The organism is Microcoleus sp. S13_C5 (genome assembly GCF_036700845.1).
Classification (GTDB): domain Bacteria; phylum Cyanobacteriota; class Cyanobacteriia; order Cyanobacteriales; family Microcoleaceae; genus Microcoleus.
Genome location: NZ_JAUBPR010000073.1, coordinates 1 through 15,680 on the forward strand (window position 1 = coordinate 1; position 15,680 = coordinate 15,680).

The following is a 15,680-nucleotide window of genomic DNA, read 5'->3' on the forward strand; positions in this document are numbered from 1 at the left end:
TTAGCAGGCATTCACTTTTTCTGAATATCATTATGTTATATTATACCAATATGCGTTTTAAATGCACAACAGCTTATACCCTTTGCTCAACTTTGCCAACTTTTACGCAGACTCGGCTTTGAGGAACGGATTCGCGGCAGTCACCACATATTTGCTAAAGATGGTGTTGAAGAAATCCTAAATCTTCAACCCAAAGGCTCGCAAGCCAAAGCCTATCAAGTCAGGCAAATTCGTGAGGTAATTCTCAAACACCAACTAGGAGGTGAAAACGATGCTTCGCTATGAAATTATCCTCTACTGGAGTCAAGAAGACCAAGCATTTATTGCCGAAGTGCCGGAATTACCCGGATGCGCTGCGGATGGCGAAACTTATCAAGAAGCACTACAAAATATCGAGATTATTATGCAGGAGTGGATTGAGACGGCTCAGGAATTGGGGCGTTCTATTCCTCAACCGAAAGGTCGCTTGATTTCGGCTTAGTTTAATAGGAATTTAACTCGTTACCTGGAATAGCTTGGGAACGAGTAATCAAGAAGGTAGCTTACTTTTCGTCACCCGTCTTTTCCGGCCACAAATAAATAGCGCCAGAAATCAAAGTTAAAGCCACAGAAACCCAAAAAGCAATTAATGCGGGAAAATTCCACGCTTCAGACAGAGGAGCAATTAAAAGTGCGATCACCACAATCTGACTTACAGTCTTCAATTTGCCCCAAATATTAGCTCCCGAAATCGTAGTTTTATTAACACGCCAGCCCGCAATTGTCAACTCCCGACCCAAAATTAAAAACACTGCCCAAGCCGGCACTTTCCCCAACTCAATCAATACCAAAAGCGGCGCGAGCACCAACAATTTATCCACCAAAGGATCGAGAAACTTACCCAAATCGGTAATTTGATTCAGTTTCCTAGCCAAATAGCCGTCAAGCCAATCAGTAGCCGCAGCTACCACAAAAATCGCGGTGCAAATCCAGCGGCTTTGCGCGCTTGGGTCGTACAAACCGTAGAGCAGAAAAGGTACTCCCAGCAAGCGAGAAAAAGTAATCAGATTAGGCAAATTCATAATAGATACGACTAAGGCCAACTGGAAAATTAAACAAAGGTATGTAGTTGCGCTTTAGCGCTCTTAGCTTAGGAAAAAGCGCCCAAGCGCAACTACATACATAAAATTTAACCCTATTTGTGACAGTTGACCTTAATCCTAATAGAAAAAAGTTTGGCAACGAAACAGTGTAAGGGATTTAACGGATGTAACAGATATCAGGAAGAAGTCAGAAGTCGATCGCGCAATTCATTAACTTTCGATCCAGTTCTATGATATAATCTCTGCCGTAAGATAGATTTTCTAATCCTTGTACCAGATTTTCTGGCAGGTCTTGGACAATTTCACTGCTACAGGAACCAGCAGCTAAAGCAATAGTTGCTACTGTATCGACATCTCCCGAAAAGGCAATGCAATCTTGGAGCAGTTTGCTCATACTATCATTTCGCATGACCGCCGTAATAGCTGCTCTAACACAGACTAAACCTTTAACGCTGACTTCTCCTTGCCAAGGTATCGACCACTCACCAGCTACGTGCTTTTCTAGAAAATTTCCCAAATTCTTCTTTAAACCTAGCTTATAAATAAAGTAATGGGACATCAAAGCGGCAGCTATAGCTGCTTTAATGCCATCAGGAGTGTTGTGAGTAATTGCAGCTTGAATGGTAGCATTTTCGATGACTTTTTCAATAGTAGGAAAAATGCCAATAGGGCCGGCTCGCATCGCCGATCCGCTTTTATCGCTAGCGGAGTGAATTTTTTCTAAGAATTCTTTTCCGTCTTGAACTTGTAGCAAAAAATTGTAAAATTTGCCAGCATAACCAAATCTGCGATCGCGCTGAAAAGCTGCAACAAATTTGCTGGCTAAAAGTTCTGGTGTCCAAGGTTCTCGGCTGACGATAGCTTCTGCGACGGCTAAACTCATCTGCGTATCGTCTGTGTAACATCCAGGCTGGATATCGTGACGGGGATGCTTGATGTAACCTTTGAGATTGTTGTACATTTCGATCGTCTGCTGGTCAACAAATTCAAAACCCGCACCATAAGCGTCACCAATCGCTAATTCTATTAACATATATTTAATCCGTTTCCAACTATTTCATCCCTTGTTTTTCCCTAAAATTTAAAATCCCAAAACAACCCAAAACAGCCAGTCTATTAACACGCACCGTTTTTGCTGAAGACCACCCAAATTGTTTTGCAAATCAGACTGAGGTCATACACAACAGACCATTTGCGCTGATAGTCGATATCCATGCGGACAATTTCGTCAAAGTCTTTAACTCCAGACCGTCCGTGGACTTGCCACTCCCCAGTCATACCGGGTTTGACATCTAAACGCTGCCAGTGGATCTCCCCATAGGCAGCAACTTCATCGGGAGTTGGCGGTCGAGTTCCAACCAAACTCATGTCGCCGACTAACACATTCCAGAATTGAGGCAACTCGTCCAAACTCGTACACCGCAAGAAGCGGCCGACGCGGGTAATTCGCGGGTCATTTTCATTCTTAAAAATGTGACCCTTGGCTTGGTTCCTAACTAAATGTTTTAGGTTTTCTGCACCGACAACCATCGATCGAAATTTCCACATTCTGAAAAGCCGTCCTTTCAAGCCGCAGCGGACTTGACTGTAGAACAGCGGGCCCGGATTGTCCCACAGCATCGCCACTGCCACCGGCACCGCCACCACTGCAGCAATTGCCAGTCCCAGCAGCGAGCCCAAAATATCGATCGCCCGCTTGACCTTGCTCCTTACGGATCGGTGAATCGGTTTTTTTGATACACCATCTTTGTAAGTAGATTCTTGAAAAAATAAGAATCGCATTTCGGATAATACTGATGATTTCGACGAGGCACCCATCGGAAATTTCATTTGATTTGTCTCAACTTTAAAGAGATCTCACGTCCATCTTATTAGCCATTCCAAATCTGCAGAAGCTGAAATGCTCAGCTTTGCACAATCTTTAAAAAGCAATAACCCTTTTATAAAGTTTCTATGTACTTTTTATAAAAACGTATAAAGTTTATGTGAACTTACGTAAATTTACAGAAAAAAGTTAGTCCTGGACACAAAAAAACCGGGTTTCGACTAGGACTCTTCCGGAAAGACAGGGAGGGTTCTACTGAGAAACCGGTTTTTTTGCCGTTTAGCGATAAATATCGGTGCGAACATCCCAAGCAAGTGTTAGCGGTTCTAACAATTTTTGCTGACTGCTAGAGGCGAGTTTGCCTAAATATTCGCGGACAACAGAGGCGTGTTCGAGATTCAACCGATAACCCCGTGAGACATCTTCAAAGAAAAGCGGCTCGGCCAAAATTGCTTCCCAATCAGGATTTTGCCTCGACTCCTCGGCCAACAACATGAAATCTTCCTCCGCAGGCACAAGTCCCGCCGGCAAATTTCCTTCCAAAATCCGCAAAATTCGGGGTTCGCAGGTACGGGTATTTACGCCTTGGCGTTCCAACAACTGCAAAATTTCCTGAAAGCTCAGAGTTTCCTCACCCAAAACCTGAATTAATTCCCACAGCAGAAAAAAGTCGCTGTACTGCTGCTGCGACACATCCAAAATGTGAGGATAGAGAGGCAAACTCGCCAACCCGCAGGCAACTCGACTAAATTTTTGGGAAAAATTTGTACTTTGAGATACAGAATTTAATGCAGAATTGTGAGTCTCAAAAATATCTCGATCGCCCTGCAATTCCTGGTCTTGAACCACGATCGCATTCGGCAGCTTCTGCCGCAACCAGCGGGCGATCGCAGGCCAAGCACCCATACCCCCGGCACAAATCGCCTGATTGATCCCCGCCGGCGACATTCCCGCGCGACAGAGCAAAGCATTCAATTCGCGGTTCAACTGCTGCACAAAAGGCACTAAAATCAGACTTTCCAAATCTTTCCGCTTCACATCCCAATGCTGCTGACCAATATCCAAAGCAAAACTTTTTTGATGTTGCAAAATAACTTTTATTTGTCTTGCCGCCTCTAACAATTGCAGGCCAAAAGCAGAATCTTGCAACCGCTGCTGCAATTGATAGCGACTCGGCAAATCTGGATGGCCAGGACGTGGCAAATCGAGCGACATTCCCCAAGTTTCATTTTTAGCCAACAACTGACAGATAATATCCTGATCGAAAGCATCGCCAGCAAAAGCAAAACTGTGGCAAGTAAAATCAGCACGAGTTAAATCTTGAAGATTGGACGGCAACTCAACTAAAGCTAATTCCACCGTCGCCGCCCCCGCATTCAAAATCAAAGTTCCCCCGCTAAAAGATGAAGCATTCACAGCCAGCGGTGCAGCTTCTTCACCGCCCTTAGCAGAATCCACGGCTGAGGACTCGACTTCCATGCCATTTTTCATAAGAGTTACAGCAGCAAGCAAAGTGGCGATCGCATCTTCCACCACAAAAATTTGCGAACCTGAAGCCACCAGAGACGCGCCCAAAACCGCCTCGCGCAGATTAAACATATAAACATCCGACCAGCCGGCAGGAGTCCCCAAAATTACACCCTGCAAGTCTAAAAGCGCCGCATCGAGAGTTTCTGGCGTCAGTCCCGAAGCCCTACAAATTAAATTAGAAACTGGCAATCCTGCAAAATTCGCCCTTGGTGCAGAATCCAAAATTTCCCCTGATTTGGCAAATTTTTGTCCCCGCAAACTCGGATTCAAAGTAGCCAGTAGTGCCCGCACACATTGCAGCGGCAAGGCGATCGAAAAAGCCTGCAAGGGCGACCACTGCAACAGCGGTTCGTACATCCCAGCAGCCTCCCGCTGATAAGGAATGCCCACCTTTAAAGGCAATTTAAAATTTTCCAGTAAAAATTCTCCTGCAGGCAAAGCTTGGGGTCGGAATCCCACTGACTTGACTGTCACCTCTGACCCTGGGCTTCCTGGGGCTGTTTCCGCCAGCACCGCAGCCGAGGGAATCCGACAACTGGCGTCTGCTGCCCAAGCCTCAGCCTGCGATGCTTCCCAGTAAATCGGGTGCAACTGGCCGCTGGTGCGATCGAGCAAAGCCGCAGACAGGCCGCTGGAACCGAAATCAATGCCCAAATACCAGCTAGAATTCCGGCGTTCTGGGGATGGGGCGATCGCACCTGCGGCAGAATGCCCAGCCGAGTCTTGCTGCTGTGTCCCGGCAAACTCGCTAAAATCGCTTTTCCCCTCAACAACTCCTGCTTTACTCTCTGTCGAAATTAGGTTTTTTTTTTACTTTCTGGAGGACTCGATCGCAGTTCGTTAGTTTCGGCAGTTTCTGGAGGGGGAGAATCAGTCAAAGGTCGATCGGTCTCGGTTAAACTAGCCAAAATCTCGTCTAGGGTCAAGTTCGATTCGTCTTCCTCAGCAAACAAGTCCTCCTCAAGTTCGTTTTCCAAAACAAAGGGTTCATCCTCAGATGAAAGTTCCAACACATCGGAGAACAAATCGTCCAGCGTGCCGAGTTCTTCCTCTGCCGCCTCCGCAAAGGGATTGTTTGCACCGCCCTCATCAGGGGAACTCGCCGATAAATCGAAGCTGTTAGCGGCTGAGAAATTCGATCGCCCGAAGCTAGTATTTTCCAATCCCTCCAGATTGTAGAGGTCTGCCTCCAAAAGTTCCAGAGTATTGTTGTCCAAATTTAGAGCTCGATCGAGGTCATCTTCTAATGCCTCGACCGGCAGCAAATCCTCGTCCGGCGAAGCTTGGATGTACCCATCATCGAGCCGCTGCGAGGATGAGTCGAACTCGCCAGTTTGAACATCACCGGCACTCGGCACACGAGACCCGGCACTCGGGAGGTTTGGGCTAATTTCGGCAGGGGTTGTCAACGGCAAAGGTGCTGATTGAGGCACAGCAGCGTCGAACTGCTCGCCTCGGTTTTGAGCCGTTTCTAGATTTTCTCGATCGTCCGCCTCAAGTTGCACCTCGGCGGTTGAGGGTGGTGATTCTGAAAGTTGAGGTACTGTTGCCACTTGCGGTTCAAATAAATCGGCACTATCTAAAGTTAGAGCGTCTACAGAATTACCCCTTACAAACTCTGAATCTTCATCTACTAAAATCTCTTCCAGAGATTCGCCTTCATCCAGCAGATTTACAAACAAGTCCTCGGTCATTTTTAGCGATTCGGCAGTTTCCTGATCCGTCGTCGCTTGATATTCTACACCTTCAGTTTTAGTCTCAATTACAGTATTTTCTACCGGGAAACTTTCGATTTCCAATTCTACTTCAGGAACCACTTCTCCTGCGAACAAACTTGCATACAAATCCTCAATTTCTTCTTCTGTTTCTGTTAACCTATTCTCCGCTTCACCGCCAGGAAACCGAGTTGCATTTTGAGATATTTCGGGTGTAGAACCCAACACATTATCTTCCAACTCCGGGAGCAAAATTGGGGCTTGAATGCGGTCGCGATCGCGTCTCAACTGTCTGAATTGCGGAGAAATTTCTGTACCGGCGTAGGGAAATCTGTCTTGTTCTCCGAATTCGCCGGTGCGAATTTCCTGCATCAAGTCTCCCGTCTGAGTCTCTGCGGCTGAGCGCTCGATCGCAGTATTTGAAAGGGCGGGATCGACAGGAGAGTGATCGGCTGCGGTTGGGCTGACGGTTTCGAGATTATGTGGTAAATCGATCGGCTGTTGAACGTAGGAAGACGCTTCTCGCCCCAACTGTGAGGCCAAGTGGTTGACCAAAGCCGCGAACATCGCCTCGCTCTGCTGGCTCAAACCGTACATATTTTCGAGTTCTTGTCTCAAGGAAGCTTGATAGCTTTGCAGATTTGCTTGCAAAGCCTCGAACACGATAGCCATCCTAGAATCGAGACTCATCAGCAGACTGTCAGCATGAGATTGCAACAGTTGCATTTGCTCCAACCTCTGAGCCGGCGTCAGCAGCGGGTTTTCTTCTGAGGTTTGTTGGTTAAGTGTTACGTCAATAGCCGATTGTTCATCAGGCGCACTGCCCAAAGAGTAAGGTGCTGCGCTGCTTTGCAATAACTGATTTTCTAGCGAACTTAGAATTTGGGAGAAATCGCTAGTCAAGGTTTCTTCCAAGCGGGCAGTCAGTACCTGCAAGAATTCAGCAATGATTTGCTGTTGGTTGGCTTGCTGCTGAGCTAGGGATTGTTGTTGCTGCCGTTTTGCTTCTAGCAGTTTGATTTCTTGAATTAGAGCTTGCTGCTCTTGTCGCAGAGCTTCTATGTCTTCTTGGAGCGGCCCTGTCAGGCTTGAACGTAGGTGGCTGATTTCTCCGGTTACGGCAAGCATGATTTGCTCTGCGGCTGAGGGGCGAGGGGCGGGCAGAGGCACTTTGGGCACTGGAACTGGTTGCGGGCGGGCATTTTGGCGGGCGGGGGCCTTTGGGGCTGTTAGCTTTGAGTCTGAGGAAACCAGATAAGCGCGAACTCGCTCTAAAAGTTGGCGCTGGTGGACAGTATCGATCGAACCCGTCCAAGGCAAGCGGGGTGCGGGCTTGCTGAGTACCTCGTCTATCTCAGCAATCAGTGCTTGAATTTTGTACTTCTGAGAATTCAAGGGCGGAACCTCTGGGAATGCGGCTTGGGAGAAACTTTACGGAAAAAAGACTGAAGTCAGGCGGCAGCGATGCCAATAGATAGAATAATCTGAATGCGAGTCCGTCAATAATTCACTAATATTTTCTGACAACTGTTAATTAACGTTTTGTCTTCGCATAACTTCTATTGCCTATGATAGGTTAGCCGGTACTTCCGCACCAAATGCCCGCTGCTATCAATTGCAAGTGTTGTGAAATTCTGTGGCTCAGGGGCGAGTTTCCCGACCCGGAGGCTGATTCCTGCTAGGAATAGCTGCCATCGGCACGAAGTTTTGCCTTCACCCGCTGGAACGGCGGGCCGCACACTGTCACCGCGAGTTTCGTTAGCATGGCGGCGCGCCACTGTCTCTTCATCTTTCACCGAGTTGGAAAAAACCTCAAACAATTTGGGATTTGGGATACCGAGATTCGGGATTGTCCCCGTATACTGGGTTTGAGTAACCTTCTATCATAGCCTTTTATATGTATTCATGGCTAGATACTAATGGTACAATAATCTTGGGGTAGCAGAAAAGTTTGCTGGGAAGTGGGTGGGTTTGGCTCGCCAAGAGCGCCAGTCTTTAGGCTCGCAATGGCTGTGGATTTTGCCGATCGTGCTGACATTGGCCAGGTTCTAGTTGGGATTTGGGATACCGAGATTCGGGATTGTCCCCGTATACTGGGTTTGAGTAACCTTCTATCATAGCCTTTTATATGTATTCATGGCTAGATACTAATGGTACAATAATCTTGGGGTAGCAGAAAAGTTTGCTGGGAAGTGGGTGGGTTTGGCTCGCCAAGAGCGCCAGTCTTTAGGCTCGCAATGGCTGTGGATTTTGCCGATCGTGCTGACATTGGCCAGGTTCTAGGCAGTTGCTCGGATTTGGGATCTGTCTGCCGTGCTTGCAGGCTTGTGCTCGTGGATTTGGCCTTCTCGACTGCTGGGCCGACTAACAACAAATCTCTCAGCAGTGTTAAGCTTGTCTTCGCGAAGTGCTTTCAAAGGTAATTCGATCGGCTCAGTGGCTTGCCACATTGCTAAAATTTTGTTAATAAAATTTGCTCAGTGGTATATATCTAAAAAATTATGGTATATTCTTTAGTTTCTAGCTCCCAATCAGAGCTTGAGGCTATTAATTCCCATATTGAGCCTTTGACCGCAAAACTTTAGAGGTAAAATTGCCGATTTTAGATCCTTGTTTCTCAAATCTTGAATCTCAAATCGAATGACTCGGCTGCAAGCTATTTCTAACTGCCCAGCGCAGCTCAAGCGCATAAATTAAAATGATGGCCTCATGGAAGACCGCTTTAACACCCGAGATCCGAATTCTAATATAAATCAATTGATAGTTTCTACTCCTTTTTTCGCAGGATTACCCGATCCTGTAATCGAGAGAGCAACTGTCCACATCGTTACCCGCAGTCATCCGTCAAATCAAGTGATTTTACTCGAAAATGACTGGGGAACATCAGTGTATTTTATATTGGATGGTTGGGTGAAAATTCGCACCTACAACCTAGACGGAAAAGAAGTAACACTGAATATTTTAGGGAAAGGAGAATTATTCGGGGAAATGGCCGCGATCGAAGAAGCACCGCGATCGACAGATGTGATTACCCTAGCCCCGACACTGATCGGCAATATGCCATCTCAGGATTTTGTGCAGCTCATTCATACTGAACCGCTAGCAGGCATTCGGCTAGCTCAACTGATGGCGCGTCGCCTGCGACAAGTCAACCGCCGCCTGCGTTTGCGAGAGTCGGACAGTACCTCGCGAGTAGCAGATATTCTATTATTTTTGGCAGAGGGGCAAGGCAAAAAAATCCTGGAAACAGGAGGTACAGAAATACCGAACCTTCCACACAGAGAATTGAGTAGCCTCAGCGGGCTGGCTCGCGAAACCGTAACGCGAGTGCTGAGCAAACTGGAAAAAAAAGGAACTATTCAGCGCGAACGTGACGTTTTGTGCATTCCCGACCTGCACGCCTTAGAGCGTCTGTTAGTCTAGAAGTATCAGAGTTTGCTTTTATTGAATCTAATTCAAAAGCACTCTCTGTTAACTAACTGATATTAATGATTTCCTGCAGGAGGTAAAGCTGTGAGTTTTAAGAAAATTTTCGCCGCCTTAGATGATTCTGAACTCGGCCACCGCGTCTTCACTCAAGCTTTAGAATTAGCTCTGAGCGATCGCGCCCAGGTGATGCTATTTAACTGCGTTACTGTCAGCACGGTGGGGGAGACGGCAGTGCCAATTCCGGTAGATTTGGGAATGAATGTCGAGTTAATGGATCAAGCTTATCAAGCTCAACGTTTGCGGCTGGAAAGGGAGGTAAAACAGGCTTCGGGTTTGCTGAAAAATTACTGCGACGCCGCAGCAAAAAAAGGATTGCAGGTGGAATTTGACTGCAAAATGGACGGCGATCCGGGGCATTGTATCTGTGAAGCCGCCGAGAATTGGGGCGCAGATTTAATAGTGTTGGGGAGGCGTGGCCGCACGGGGCTCGCAGAAGCTTTCCTCGGCAGCGTCAGCAATTATGTCGTTCACCACGCATCTTGTTCGGTTTTTGTAATTCAGGAAGCCAAAATCGAAAAATAATGCTGCTGAAAATTTTTGCTGAGAAAATCCATCTAAAATAAGACTTGCGTTCCTACCTAAACCCGGTTTCTGCAAGCAATATTAAATTTGGCGGCGAGGCATCCAAGGAGTGAAACCGGGAATCAGCCGTATCGGGCGCAAGTCCCGTAAAATCTAAAATCTAAAATCTAAAATCTAAAATCGGAAAATCGGGAATCAGCCGTATCGGGCGCAAGTCCCGTAAAATCTAAAATCTAAAATCTAAAATCTAAAATCGGATGAGTGATTTTTTGTCAGCAGATGCTGCGTCTAATTCGGGTAGTTCGCCCAGTACAAATAACGAGCCGCAAACCGCCGATATTTCAGCAATGGCTGGCGATCGCCCAAATCCCGATCCGGGGAAGCGCGAATTAGGGGAAGCGCCTTTAAGGCTCGTAGAAACGGCATTTTTGGCAAGTACCGCTAGCTTAATTTGGCTGGTAAATTATTACTTTCCGCTGGGGCCTTTGCTGCGGGTTTTTTTCCCGATACCCATCGCCCTGGTTTACCTGCGTTGGGGCAACCGAGCAGCTTGGATGGCAGCTTTGGTATCGGGTTTGCTGCTGTCGGTACTCATGGGCCCGACGCGGAGCATTTTATACGTGATGCCTTTTGGAATTATGGGAGTTGCGCTGGGAGGACTTTGGAGGCGTAAAGCGAGTTGGTCACTCTCTATTAGTGTGGGTGCTCTCATTGGTACTGTCGGCTTCTTTTTTCGGTTTTGGCTGCTGTCCGCTTTGGTGGGTCAAGACCTCTGGATTTACGTAACAGCTCAGGTAACAGAGATAGTGGAATGGGTTTTTGTGAAGCTGGGCTGGCTTAATGTACCGAGTTTAAACACAATTGGGGCGATCGCCGCCGGGATGATTTTAGTTAACAATATTGTCTATTTATTTGTAGTACATTTAGTAGCTTTGCTGCTATTAGATCGTTTGGGAAATCCAATTCCGCGACCACCACGCTGGGTGCAAGTTTTGATCGATTATGAAGAGTAGTGATTGGGAATTGTTGACTGTTGACTGTTGACTGTTGACTAATAACTAATGACTCATGACTAATGACTCATGACTAACTATGATTGGTATTTATACAGAAATCGAACAGGGGCAGCGGTGGCTCGATCGCTATCGGGGACAAAAACCGATATTTGCCTGCGTGTTAGGATTTACCGCTACTGGCTTAATTCCAGGGATTTCAGCAGCAGGAGCAACCCCGCACGATCGACAATTTACTTGTTTAGCCGATGCAGAGTTTTTGTATAACGGTCCCCAACCGTCGCCCCAATATCCTTTGCCGCCCCTAGAAGCGGGTGCCTCGCCGGTACTAATATCTCGCGCTGTAGTCGAAGGTTTGGAACTTCCCCTTTACCTATTTAATGCTGGTTTGCCCCTCCCACCTCCGGTACCTGCAATTGATTTGGGCGGCACTCCGGCAAAGTGTCTGATTTCTGGGAATGCTTTAGAACTCGAAACAGTCAAACATTTGCTCGAACAAGGATTAATTTGGGGAGCTAAATTGGCTGCTCAAACTAATGGCAGCTATTTAATTTTAGGGGAGTGCGTAGTTGGGGGAACTACTACTGCTTTGGGCGTGTTAATGGGTTTGGGTTTTGCAGCGGCGGGCAAAGTTAACAGTTCTCATCCTCGCTGCAATCACGCTCAAAAATTGGCTGCAGTGACAGCGGGACTCAATAATGCTGAGTGGGAAATTGGCGGACAAAACAGCACTCCTTTGGAATTGGTAGCGGCGGTGGGCGATCCGATGCAAATAGCGGTGGCGGGAATGGCGATCGCCGCGAGTCGGACTTGCGGGGTGCTTCTGGCCGGGGGTACGCAAATGCTGGCAGTGTACGCTTTGATGCAAGCCTTAGCCCGTGAATATGCTCTAGTATGGCGTCCCAAACAAGTGGCGGTGGGGACTACGCGCTGGGTGGCCGAAGACCCTACAGGAGACACTGTAGGACTCGCTAATCATATCGGCGGTGTGCCTCTGTTAGCCGCGCAGCTAAGTTTTGCTGGATCTCGCTACGGGCAACTGCAAGCTTACGATCGCGGCTATGTTAAAGAAGGTGTCGGTGCGGGAGCCTGTGCGATCGCCAGTGGTCTGACTGCAAATTGGACTCCTCCTCAACTCCTTCAAGCTGTTGAAGCTTTAGCCTCGCGGTGTGAAATTCAACATTAGAGAGTCCTGGAGGCAAAAAACCGGGTTTTTACTGAAAATATTGGGGTTTTGCAGCGACGAATACACTCGCAAACCGGATTTTTAGTTTTCTGTGCATCCAGGAATGTTAGGAATTAAACATTAAAAATTCAGATGCGGCGATCGAGCTGCGAACATAGTTATGCTGCTCACCCAGCTTCGTTTTGGCTGAATAATTATATCACTTTCTGTAGCATTTCTACTCTCAGATTTACAGAATTTTCTACACAATATCTGACTTTGATGCAGTATTCCCCCTGCTCCTTGCGGGAGATAAAAAACTCTAGGCAATGAATCTATAAGTAGACGAGCATAAATCAACGCAACTTGTATTTTTTTTTGATTAGTACCCGATCCCCGCTAGCAATATTTAATTAGGCCCGCCTAGATGTTGCGAGTGCATTCTTTTGGAGAGCAACTGTTCTTCCAATGCGGCAATTCGATTGTAAGCTGCTGTTAGCTGAGCTGTTAAGCGCTGGATTTGAATCTCTGCGCTCAGCTCTTTTTCCAGGCTTTGAGAATTCTTGTCGAAGTAGCTGTCATCTAACAGTATGTCTTTGTGTTCGAGGAGGCCGTCGAGACTGCTGTAGCTTTGATAGGGCGAGGTTTGCTCATTTCCTACCGTTCCAGAGCGATCGTTTCTCTGTTGCTGGGTCAGCTTCGTCTCCTGGGCGGACTCCAATAACTTTTCACTGAGGTTTTCTATGAGTTTGTAGAGGGCCTCGACTTGTTGCGTCAATACTGTAACTTGCTGGCGGAGCGCTTCCATACAATCATCCTTTGGCTCGTAACTTATATCTTTACATTTTAGGTAAATCTTTACATAACTTGGATTTATCACTAAATTATTTAATTTTTGACGTAATTGTTGTGTTCCCAATCCTGACGGTAGATTTAGGGAGCCAGCTTGAAGATAATCGCTCGCCATTGGTGGGTCGATTGTAGATTGTAGATTTTAGGTTTTACATAGTCTTGGACACAGGAATTGGTTGGTTAAGCCCCATACTTCCTTCAAACCTTCAATCAGAGTTAAAACGTCGGGTTTCAGAGAGTCGGATCGCAGAGCGTCCTATTAGATTGACTCCGCTTTCGCCAGCGCTTTCAGGATTCAAATGAGTGGATTTTTAGTTATTAAGCTGTCGCCCATTTAAAAAGGATTTTTCACTTCGGTTGTGTAAAAAGCGTCATCCAACGGCAGATGGCAGCGCTCTTGTTGTTTCGTTATATTAAAAAATGTAACACAGATGCAGTCGATCGACCCGGCTGGCGAGCAAAACTGGCTCAAAGGAACTTGCAGCACAGAAATTAGGCGTTAAGTTGACGGAGTTTTTGGCATCGGAAAGCTCGATCGACAAGGTAGAAGGTAAAATCAGGGCAAGACTCAAACAGACTCTCTTGGCAGCAGAACCGAGTACAATGGCTCTGTGTTTGACAAAGAAATAAGACAAATCGGCGTCAACTACCGGACTCGACAAACAATTATTTCCCGGGCTGTAGAACACAAAACGATCGGTCAATATTTAGAAAAGCGGATTCACAGGTGAAACGAAGGTCTTTGCTATTGGGGGCCGCCACCCTAACTTTAAGTCAATTGGCGGCAGGGTGCGACTCGAAGCCGATTCTCAAAATTCGATCGCTCAAAAACGGTATTCCAGCCCAACTGGTAAGCAAATTTAGCCGCGATGTACAACCGTCTCCGCTTTTGCAGGTAACGCAAGAAGGACAATTAAAAGAATTATTCGCCCTGTTGCAGGAGTGGAAACGGGTTCCCCAATCAAAAAATCAAGCTAACTTGGTGATGTTGGGAGATTACTGGCTGACTTTGGCAATTAGGCAAAAATTGATTAAGCCGATCGATCCTGCTAAGTTTGCTAATTGGCCACAATTACCTGAAAGATGGCAAAAACTCGTCAGGCGCAACGATGAAGGTAAATTAGATCCTCAAGGTAAAGTTTGGGCTGCACCTTACCGCTGGGGATGTACGGTAATTGCCTATCGAACCGACAAATTTAAGGCTTTGGGGTGGACTCCGACAGATTGGAAAGACTTGTGGCGCTCAGAATTGCGCGATCGGATTTCTCTGCCAGACAGTCCCAGAGAAGTTATCGGTTTAACATTAAAAAAACTCGGAAAATCTTACAATACGCAGCAATTAGATAAAGTCCCAAATCTCAAAAAAGAACTCGCAAATCTGCACCAACAAGTCAAACTTTATAGTTCTGACGCTTACCTGCAACCATTAATTTTAGGCGATACTTGGTTGGCAGTAGGTTCCTCTGGGGACTTGCTGCCGTTGCTGCAAACTCAAAAGGATATTGCTTTAGTAATTCCGGTTTCGGGAACTGCACTTTGGACTGATTTGTGGGTACAACCAGCATCAGGGAATCCAGCTTCTTTAGTGGAAAAATGGATTGATTTTTGCTTACAACCTCGGGTTGCTCCTCAATTATCTTTGCTGGCTAAGGCTAGTTCGCCGATAATTGTCGGCATGAAACCCGAAGATTTGCCGGAAGCTGTTCGCACTAATTCTGTGTTGTTGCCGGATGCTAAGATTCTTGCTGCTAGCGACTTTCTGCTGCCGTTTGGGGATGCGGGGATTGCCCAATATCGATCGCTCTGGCAAGAAATTCGGCAAGTAGTTAAAAGTTAAATTACAGTGAGGTACATAGCTCTTGTGGGAACACTAATCTAAAATCCTTTCACCCTTCCTCGAATACCGGGATTTGAGAGAGATTCTAAATCAATCCGACAGTTAAGCCGATCGCCCTTGCACGAATAAACTGCCAAAGCAGTGCCTTGACGGTTGCAAACTCGCACATTGTAACCATAATCGTTGGCGACAGTGCCAAAGCGGTTAACAAACTGATAGCGTTCCATATAATCGAGCAAACTCCAAAGTTGGCGATTGACTATGATAATTACCCAAGTATTGCCGGGATCGACAAACCAGCGATCGAGCAATTTGCCGCCATAGAGTTTTTGAGCTAACCACAGACTCGGCACGCTTTTTTCGGTTTGCGAAAGCGGGGGCGACGGGAAATTAGCAGCGTTGCCAGTCGGGCAGATCGGCTGCTGGGAAAAGGCTGTAGATTGCTCACACAGCAAGGCTCCGAGGCACGCATAACAGGCGATTGGGAACAAAAATAAACTTTTTGTCAAAATGCCGGGCCTGCGGCGAGAAACTTGATTTTCGTGGCGAAAGTTTTGGTAATTCATAAATTGGTAAGTGCCGATTTTGTACAAAAGTTATGTGTTAATATCGAGTCCTGTAAAATCGGTTGGTATTGAGTAATTAATTCC

18 protein-coding genes are annotated in these 15,680 nt (G+C 46.7%); 8 read left to right on the forward strand and 10 right to left on the reverse strand.

The features are described from left to right. Window positions 1-75 precede the first annotated feature (75 nt). Both QUA04_RS18695 and QUA04_RS18700 read left to right on the forward strand, forming a co-directional pair. A complete protein-coding gene (locus QUA04_RS18695; RefSeq protein WP_333259114.1) occupies window positions 76-285 on the forward strand; it encodes a type II toxin-antitoxin system HicA family toxin in 210 nt (69 codons plus the stop codon). Beyond that, window positions 272-481 (forward strand): type II toxin-antitoxin system HicB family antitoxin, encoded by a 210-nt coding sequence (locus QUA04_RS18700; protein ID WP_333259045.1) that lies wholly within the window; start codon window positions 272-274, stop codon window positions 479-481. Before QUA04_RS18695 ends, QUA04_RS18700 begins: the two co-directional genes overlap by 14 nt. Window positions 482-542: 61 nt before the next feature. Here QUA04_RS18700 and pgsA read toward each other — a convergent pair whose 3' ends face one another. The 7 genes from pgsA to QUA04_RS18735 form a co-directional block, all read right to left on the reverse strand. After that, window positions 543-1,061 (reverse strand): CDP-diacylglycerol--glycerol-3-phosphate 3-phosphatidyltransferase, encoded by a 519-nt coding sequence (gene pgsA / locus QUA04_RS18705; protein WP_333259047.1) that lies wholly within the window; start codon window positions 1,059-1,061, stop codon window positions 543-545. A gap of 208 nt (window positions 1,062-1,269) precedes the next feature. Next, complete coding sequence (locus tag QUA04_RS18710; protein WP_333259049.1) at window positions 1,270-2,115, reverse strand: ADP-ribosylglycohydrolase family protein; 846 nt, start codon at window positions 2,113-2,115, stop codon at window positions 1,270-1,272. A gap of 83 nt (window positions 2,116-2,198) precedes the next feature. Next, a complete protein-coding gene (locus tag QUA04_RS18715; protein ID WP_333259051.1) occupies window positions 2,199-2,864 on the reverse strand; it encodes a sugar transferase in 666 nt (221 codons plus the stop codon). 322 nt (window positions 2,865-3,186) lie between these two features. Beyond that, window positions 3,187-5,091, reverse strand: a complete 1,905-nt coding sequence (locus QUA04_RS18720; protein WP_333259053.1) for a hypothetical protein — start codon at window positions 5,089-5,091, stop codon at window positions 3,187-3,189. Between the two features lie 143 nt (window positions 5,092-5,234). Continuing rightward, a complete protein-coding gene (locus tag QUA04_RS18725) occupies window positions 5,235-7,547 on the reverse strand; it encodes a hypothetical protein (protein WP_333259055.1) in 2,313 nt (770 codons plus the stop codon). A gap of 164 nt (window positions 7,548-7,711) precedes the next feature. After that, window positions 7,712-7,972, reverse strand: coding sequence for a hypothetical protein (locus tag QUA04_RS18730; RefSeq protein WP_333259057.1), 261 nt, complete (start codon window positions 7,970-7,972; stop codon window positions 7,712-7,714). A 459-nt stretch (window positions 7,973-8,431) separates the two neighbouring features. Continuing rightward, window positions 8,432-8,602 (reverse strand): hypothetical protein, encoded by a 171-nt coding sequence (locus QUA04_RS18735; protein ID WP_333259059.1) that lies wholly within the window; start codon window positions 8,600-8,602, stop codon window positions 8,432-8,434. Between the two features lie 259 nt (window positions 8,603-8,861). Here QUA04_RS18735 and QUA04_RS18740 point away from each other — a divergent pair, with 259 nt between their 5' ends. From QUA04_RS18740 to cobT, 4 genes are all read left to right on the forward strand, one after another. Continuing rightward, on the forward strand, window positions 8,862-9,575 hold the full coding sequence (locus QUA04_RS18740; protein WP_190663937.1) for a Crp/Fnr family transcriptional regulator: 714 nt from the start codon (window positions 8,862-8,864) through the stop codon (window positions 9,573-9,575). A 90-nt stretch (window positions 9,576-9,665) separates the two neighbouring features. Beyond that, window positions 9,666-10,163 (forward strand): universal stress protein, encoded by a 498-nt coding sequence (locus QUA04_RS18745; RefSeq protein ID WP_333259061.1) that lies wholly within the window; start codon window positions 9,666-9,668, stop codon window positions 10,161-10,163. A gap of 257 nt (window positions 10,164-10,420) precedes the next feature. After that, window positions 10,421-11,176, forward strand: coding sequence for a DUF2232 domain-containing protein (locus QUA04_RS18750; RefSeq protein ID WP_333259063.1), 756 nt, complete (start codon window positions 10,421-10,423; stop codon window positions 11,174-11,176). Window positions 11,177-11,255: 79 nt separating this feature from the next. Continuing rightward, window positions 11,256-12,362 (forward strand): nicotinate mononucleotide-dependent phosphoribosyltransferase CobT, encoded by a 1,107-nt coding sequence (gene cobT / locus QUA04_RS18755; RefSeq protein ID WP_333259066.1) that lies wholly within the window; start codon window positions 11,256-11,258, stop codon window positions 12,360-12,362. A 388-nt stretch (window positions 12,363-12,750) separates the two neighbouring features. Here the strand turns inward: cobT and QUA04_RS18760 are convergent, their stop codons facing one another. Together QUA04_RS18760 and QUA04_RS18765 are read right to left on the reverse strand one after the other, a co-directional pair. After that, window positions 12,751-13,149 carry a hypothetical protein gene (locus tag QUA04_RS18760; RefSeq protein WP_333259069.1) on the reverse strand — a complete coding sequence of 133 codons (399 nt, stop codon included), beginning with the start codon at window positions 13,147-13,149 and terminating at the stop codon, window positions 12,751-12,753. 457 nt (window positions 13,150-13,606) lie between these two features. Beyond that, complete coding sequence (locus QUA04_RS18765; protein ID WP_333259117.1) at window positions 13,607-13,855, reverse strand: hypothetical protein; 249 nt, start codon at window positions 13,853-13,855, stop codon at window positions 13,607-13,609. Between QUA04_RS18765 and QUA04_RS18770 the strand changes: the two genes are divergently transcribed. Further along, the gene (locus QUA04_RS18770; protein WP_333259072.1) at window positions 13,805-13,924 is read left to right on the forward strand and encodes a hypothetical protein; all 120 of its coding nucleotides are present in this window, start codon (window positions 13,805-13,807) and stop codon (window positions 13,922-13,924) included. The genes QUA04_RS18765 and QUA04_RS18770 overlap by 51 nt on opposite strands. After that, window positions 13,921-15,030, forward strand: coding sequence for an extracellular solute-binding protein (locus tag QUA04_RS18775; protein WP_333259075.1), 1,110 nt, complete (start codon window positions 13,921-13,923; stop codon window positions 15,028-15,030). The genes QUA04_RS18770 and QUA04_RS18775 overlap by 4 nt, the downstream gene beginning before the upstream one ends. Window positions 15,031-15,068: 38 nt before the next feature. On the opposite strand, the gene QUA04_RS18780 is transcribed toward QUA04_RS18775, so the two are convergent. Then, window positions 15,069-15,596 carry a hypothetical protein gene (locus QUA04_RS18780; RefSeq protein WP_333259078.1) on the reverse strand — a complete coding sequence of 176 codons (528 nt, stop codon included), beginning with the start codon at window positions 15,594-15,596 and terminating at the stop codon, window positions 15,069-15,071. Window positions 15,597-15,680: the final 84 nt, after the last annotated feature.

Bases quoted from the DNA above. Each gene is read 5' to 3' on its own strand.
- QUA04_RS18735 (WP_333259059.1), bottom strand. From the start codon at position 8,602: ATGTGGCAAGCCACTGAGCCGATCGAATTACCTTTGAAAGCACTTCGC.
- QUA04_RS18715 (WP_333259051.1), bottom strand. From the start codon at position 2,864: ATGCGATTCTTATTTTTTCAAGAATCTACTTACAAAGATGGTGTATCA.
- pgsA (WP_333259047.1), bottom strand. From the start codon at position 1,061: ATGAATTTGCCTAATCTGATTACTTTTTCTCGCTTGCTGGGAGTACCT.
- cobT (WP_333259066.1), top strand. From the start codon at position 11,256: ATGATTGGTATTTATACAGAAATCGAACAGGGGCAGCGGTGGCTCGAT.
- QUA04_RS18760 (WP_333259069.1), bottom strand. From the start codon at position 13,149: ATGGAAGCGCTCCGCCAGCAAGTTACAGTATTGACGCAACAAGTCGAG.
- QUA04_RS18780 (WP_333259078.1), bottom strand. From the start codon at position 15,596: ATGAATTACCAAAACTTTCGCCACGAAAATCAAGTTTCTCGCCGCAGG.
- QUA04_RS18740 (WP_190663937.1), top strand. From the start codon at position 8,862: ATGGAAGACCGCTTTAACACCCGAGATCCGAATTCTAATATAAATCAA.
- QUA04_RS18750 (WP_333259063.1), top strand. From the start codon at position 10,421: ATGAGTGATTTTTTGTCAGCAGATGCTGCGTCTAATTCGGGTAGTTCG.
- QUA04_RS18700 (WP_333259045.1), top strand. From the start codon at position 272: ATGCTTCGCTATGAAATTATCCTCTACTGGAGTCAAGAAGACCAAGCA.
- QUA04_RS18710 (WP_333259049.1), bottom strand. From the start codon at position 2,115: ATGTTAATAGAATTAGCGATTGGTGACGCTTATGGTGCGGGTTTTGAA.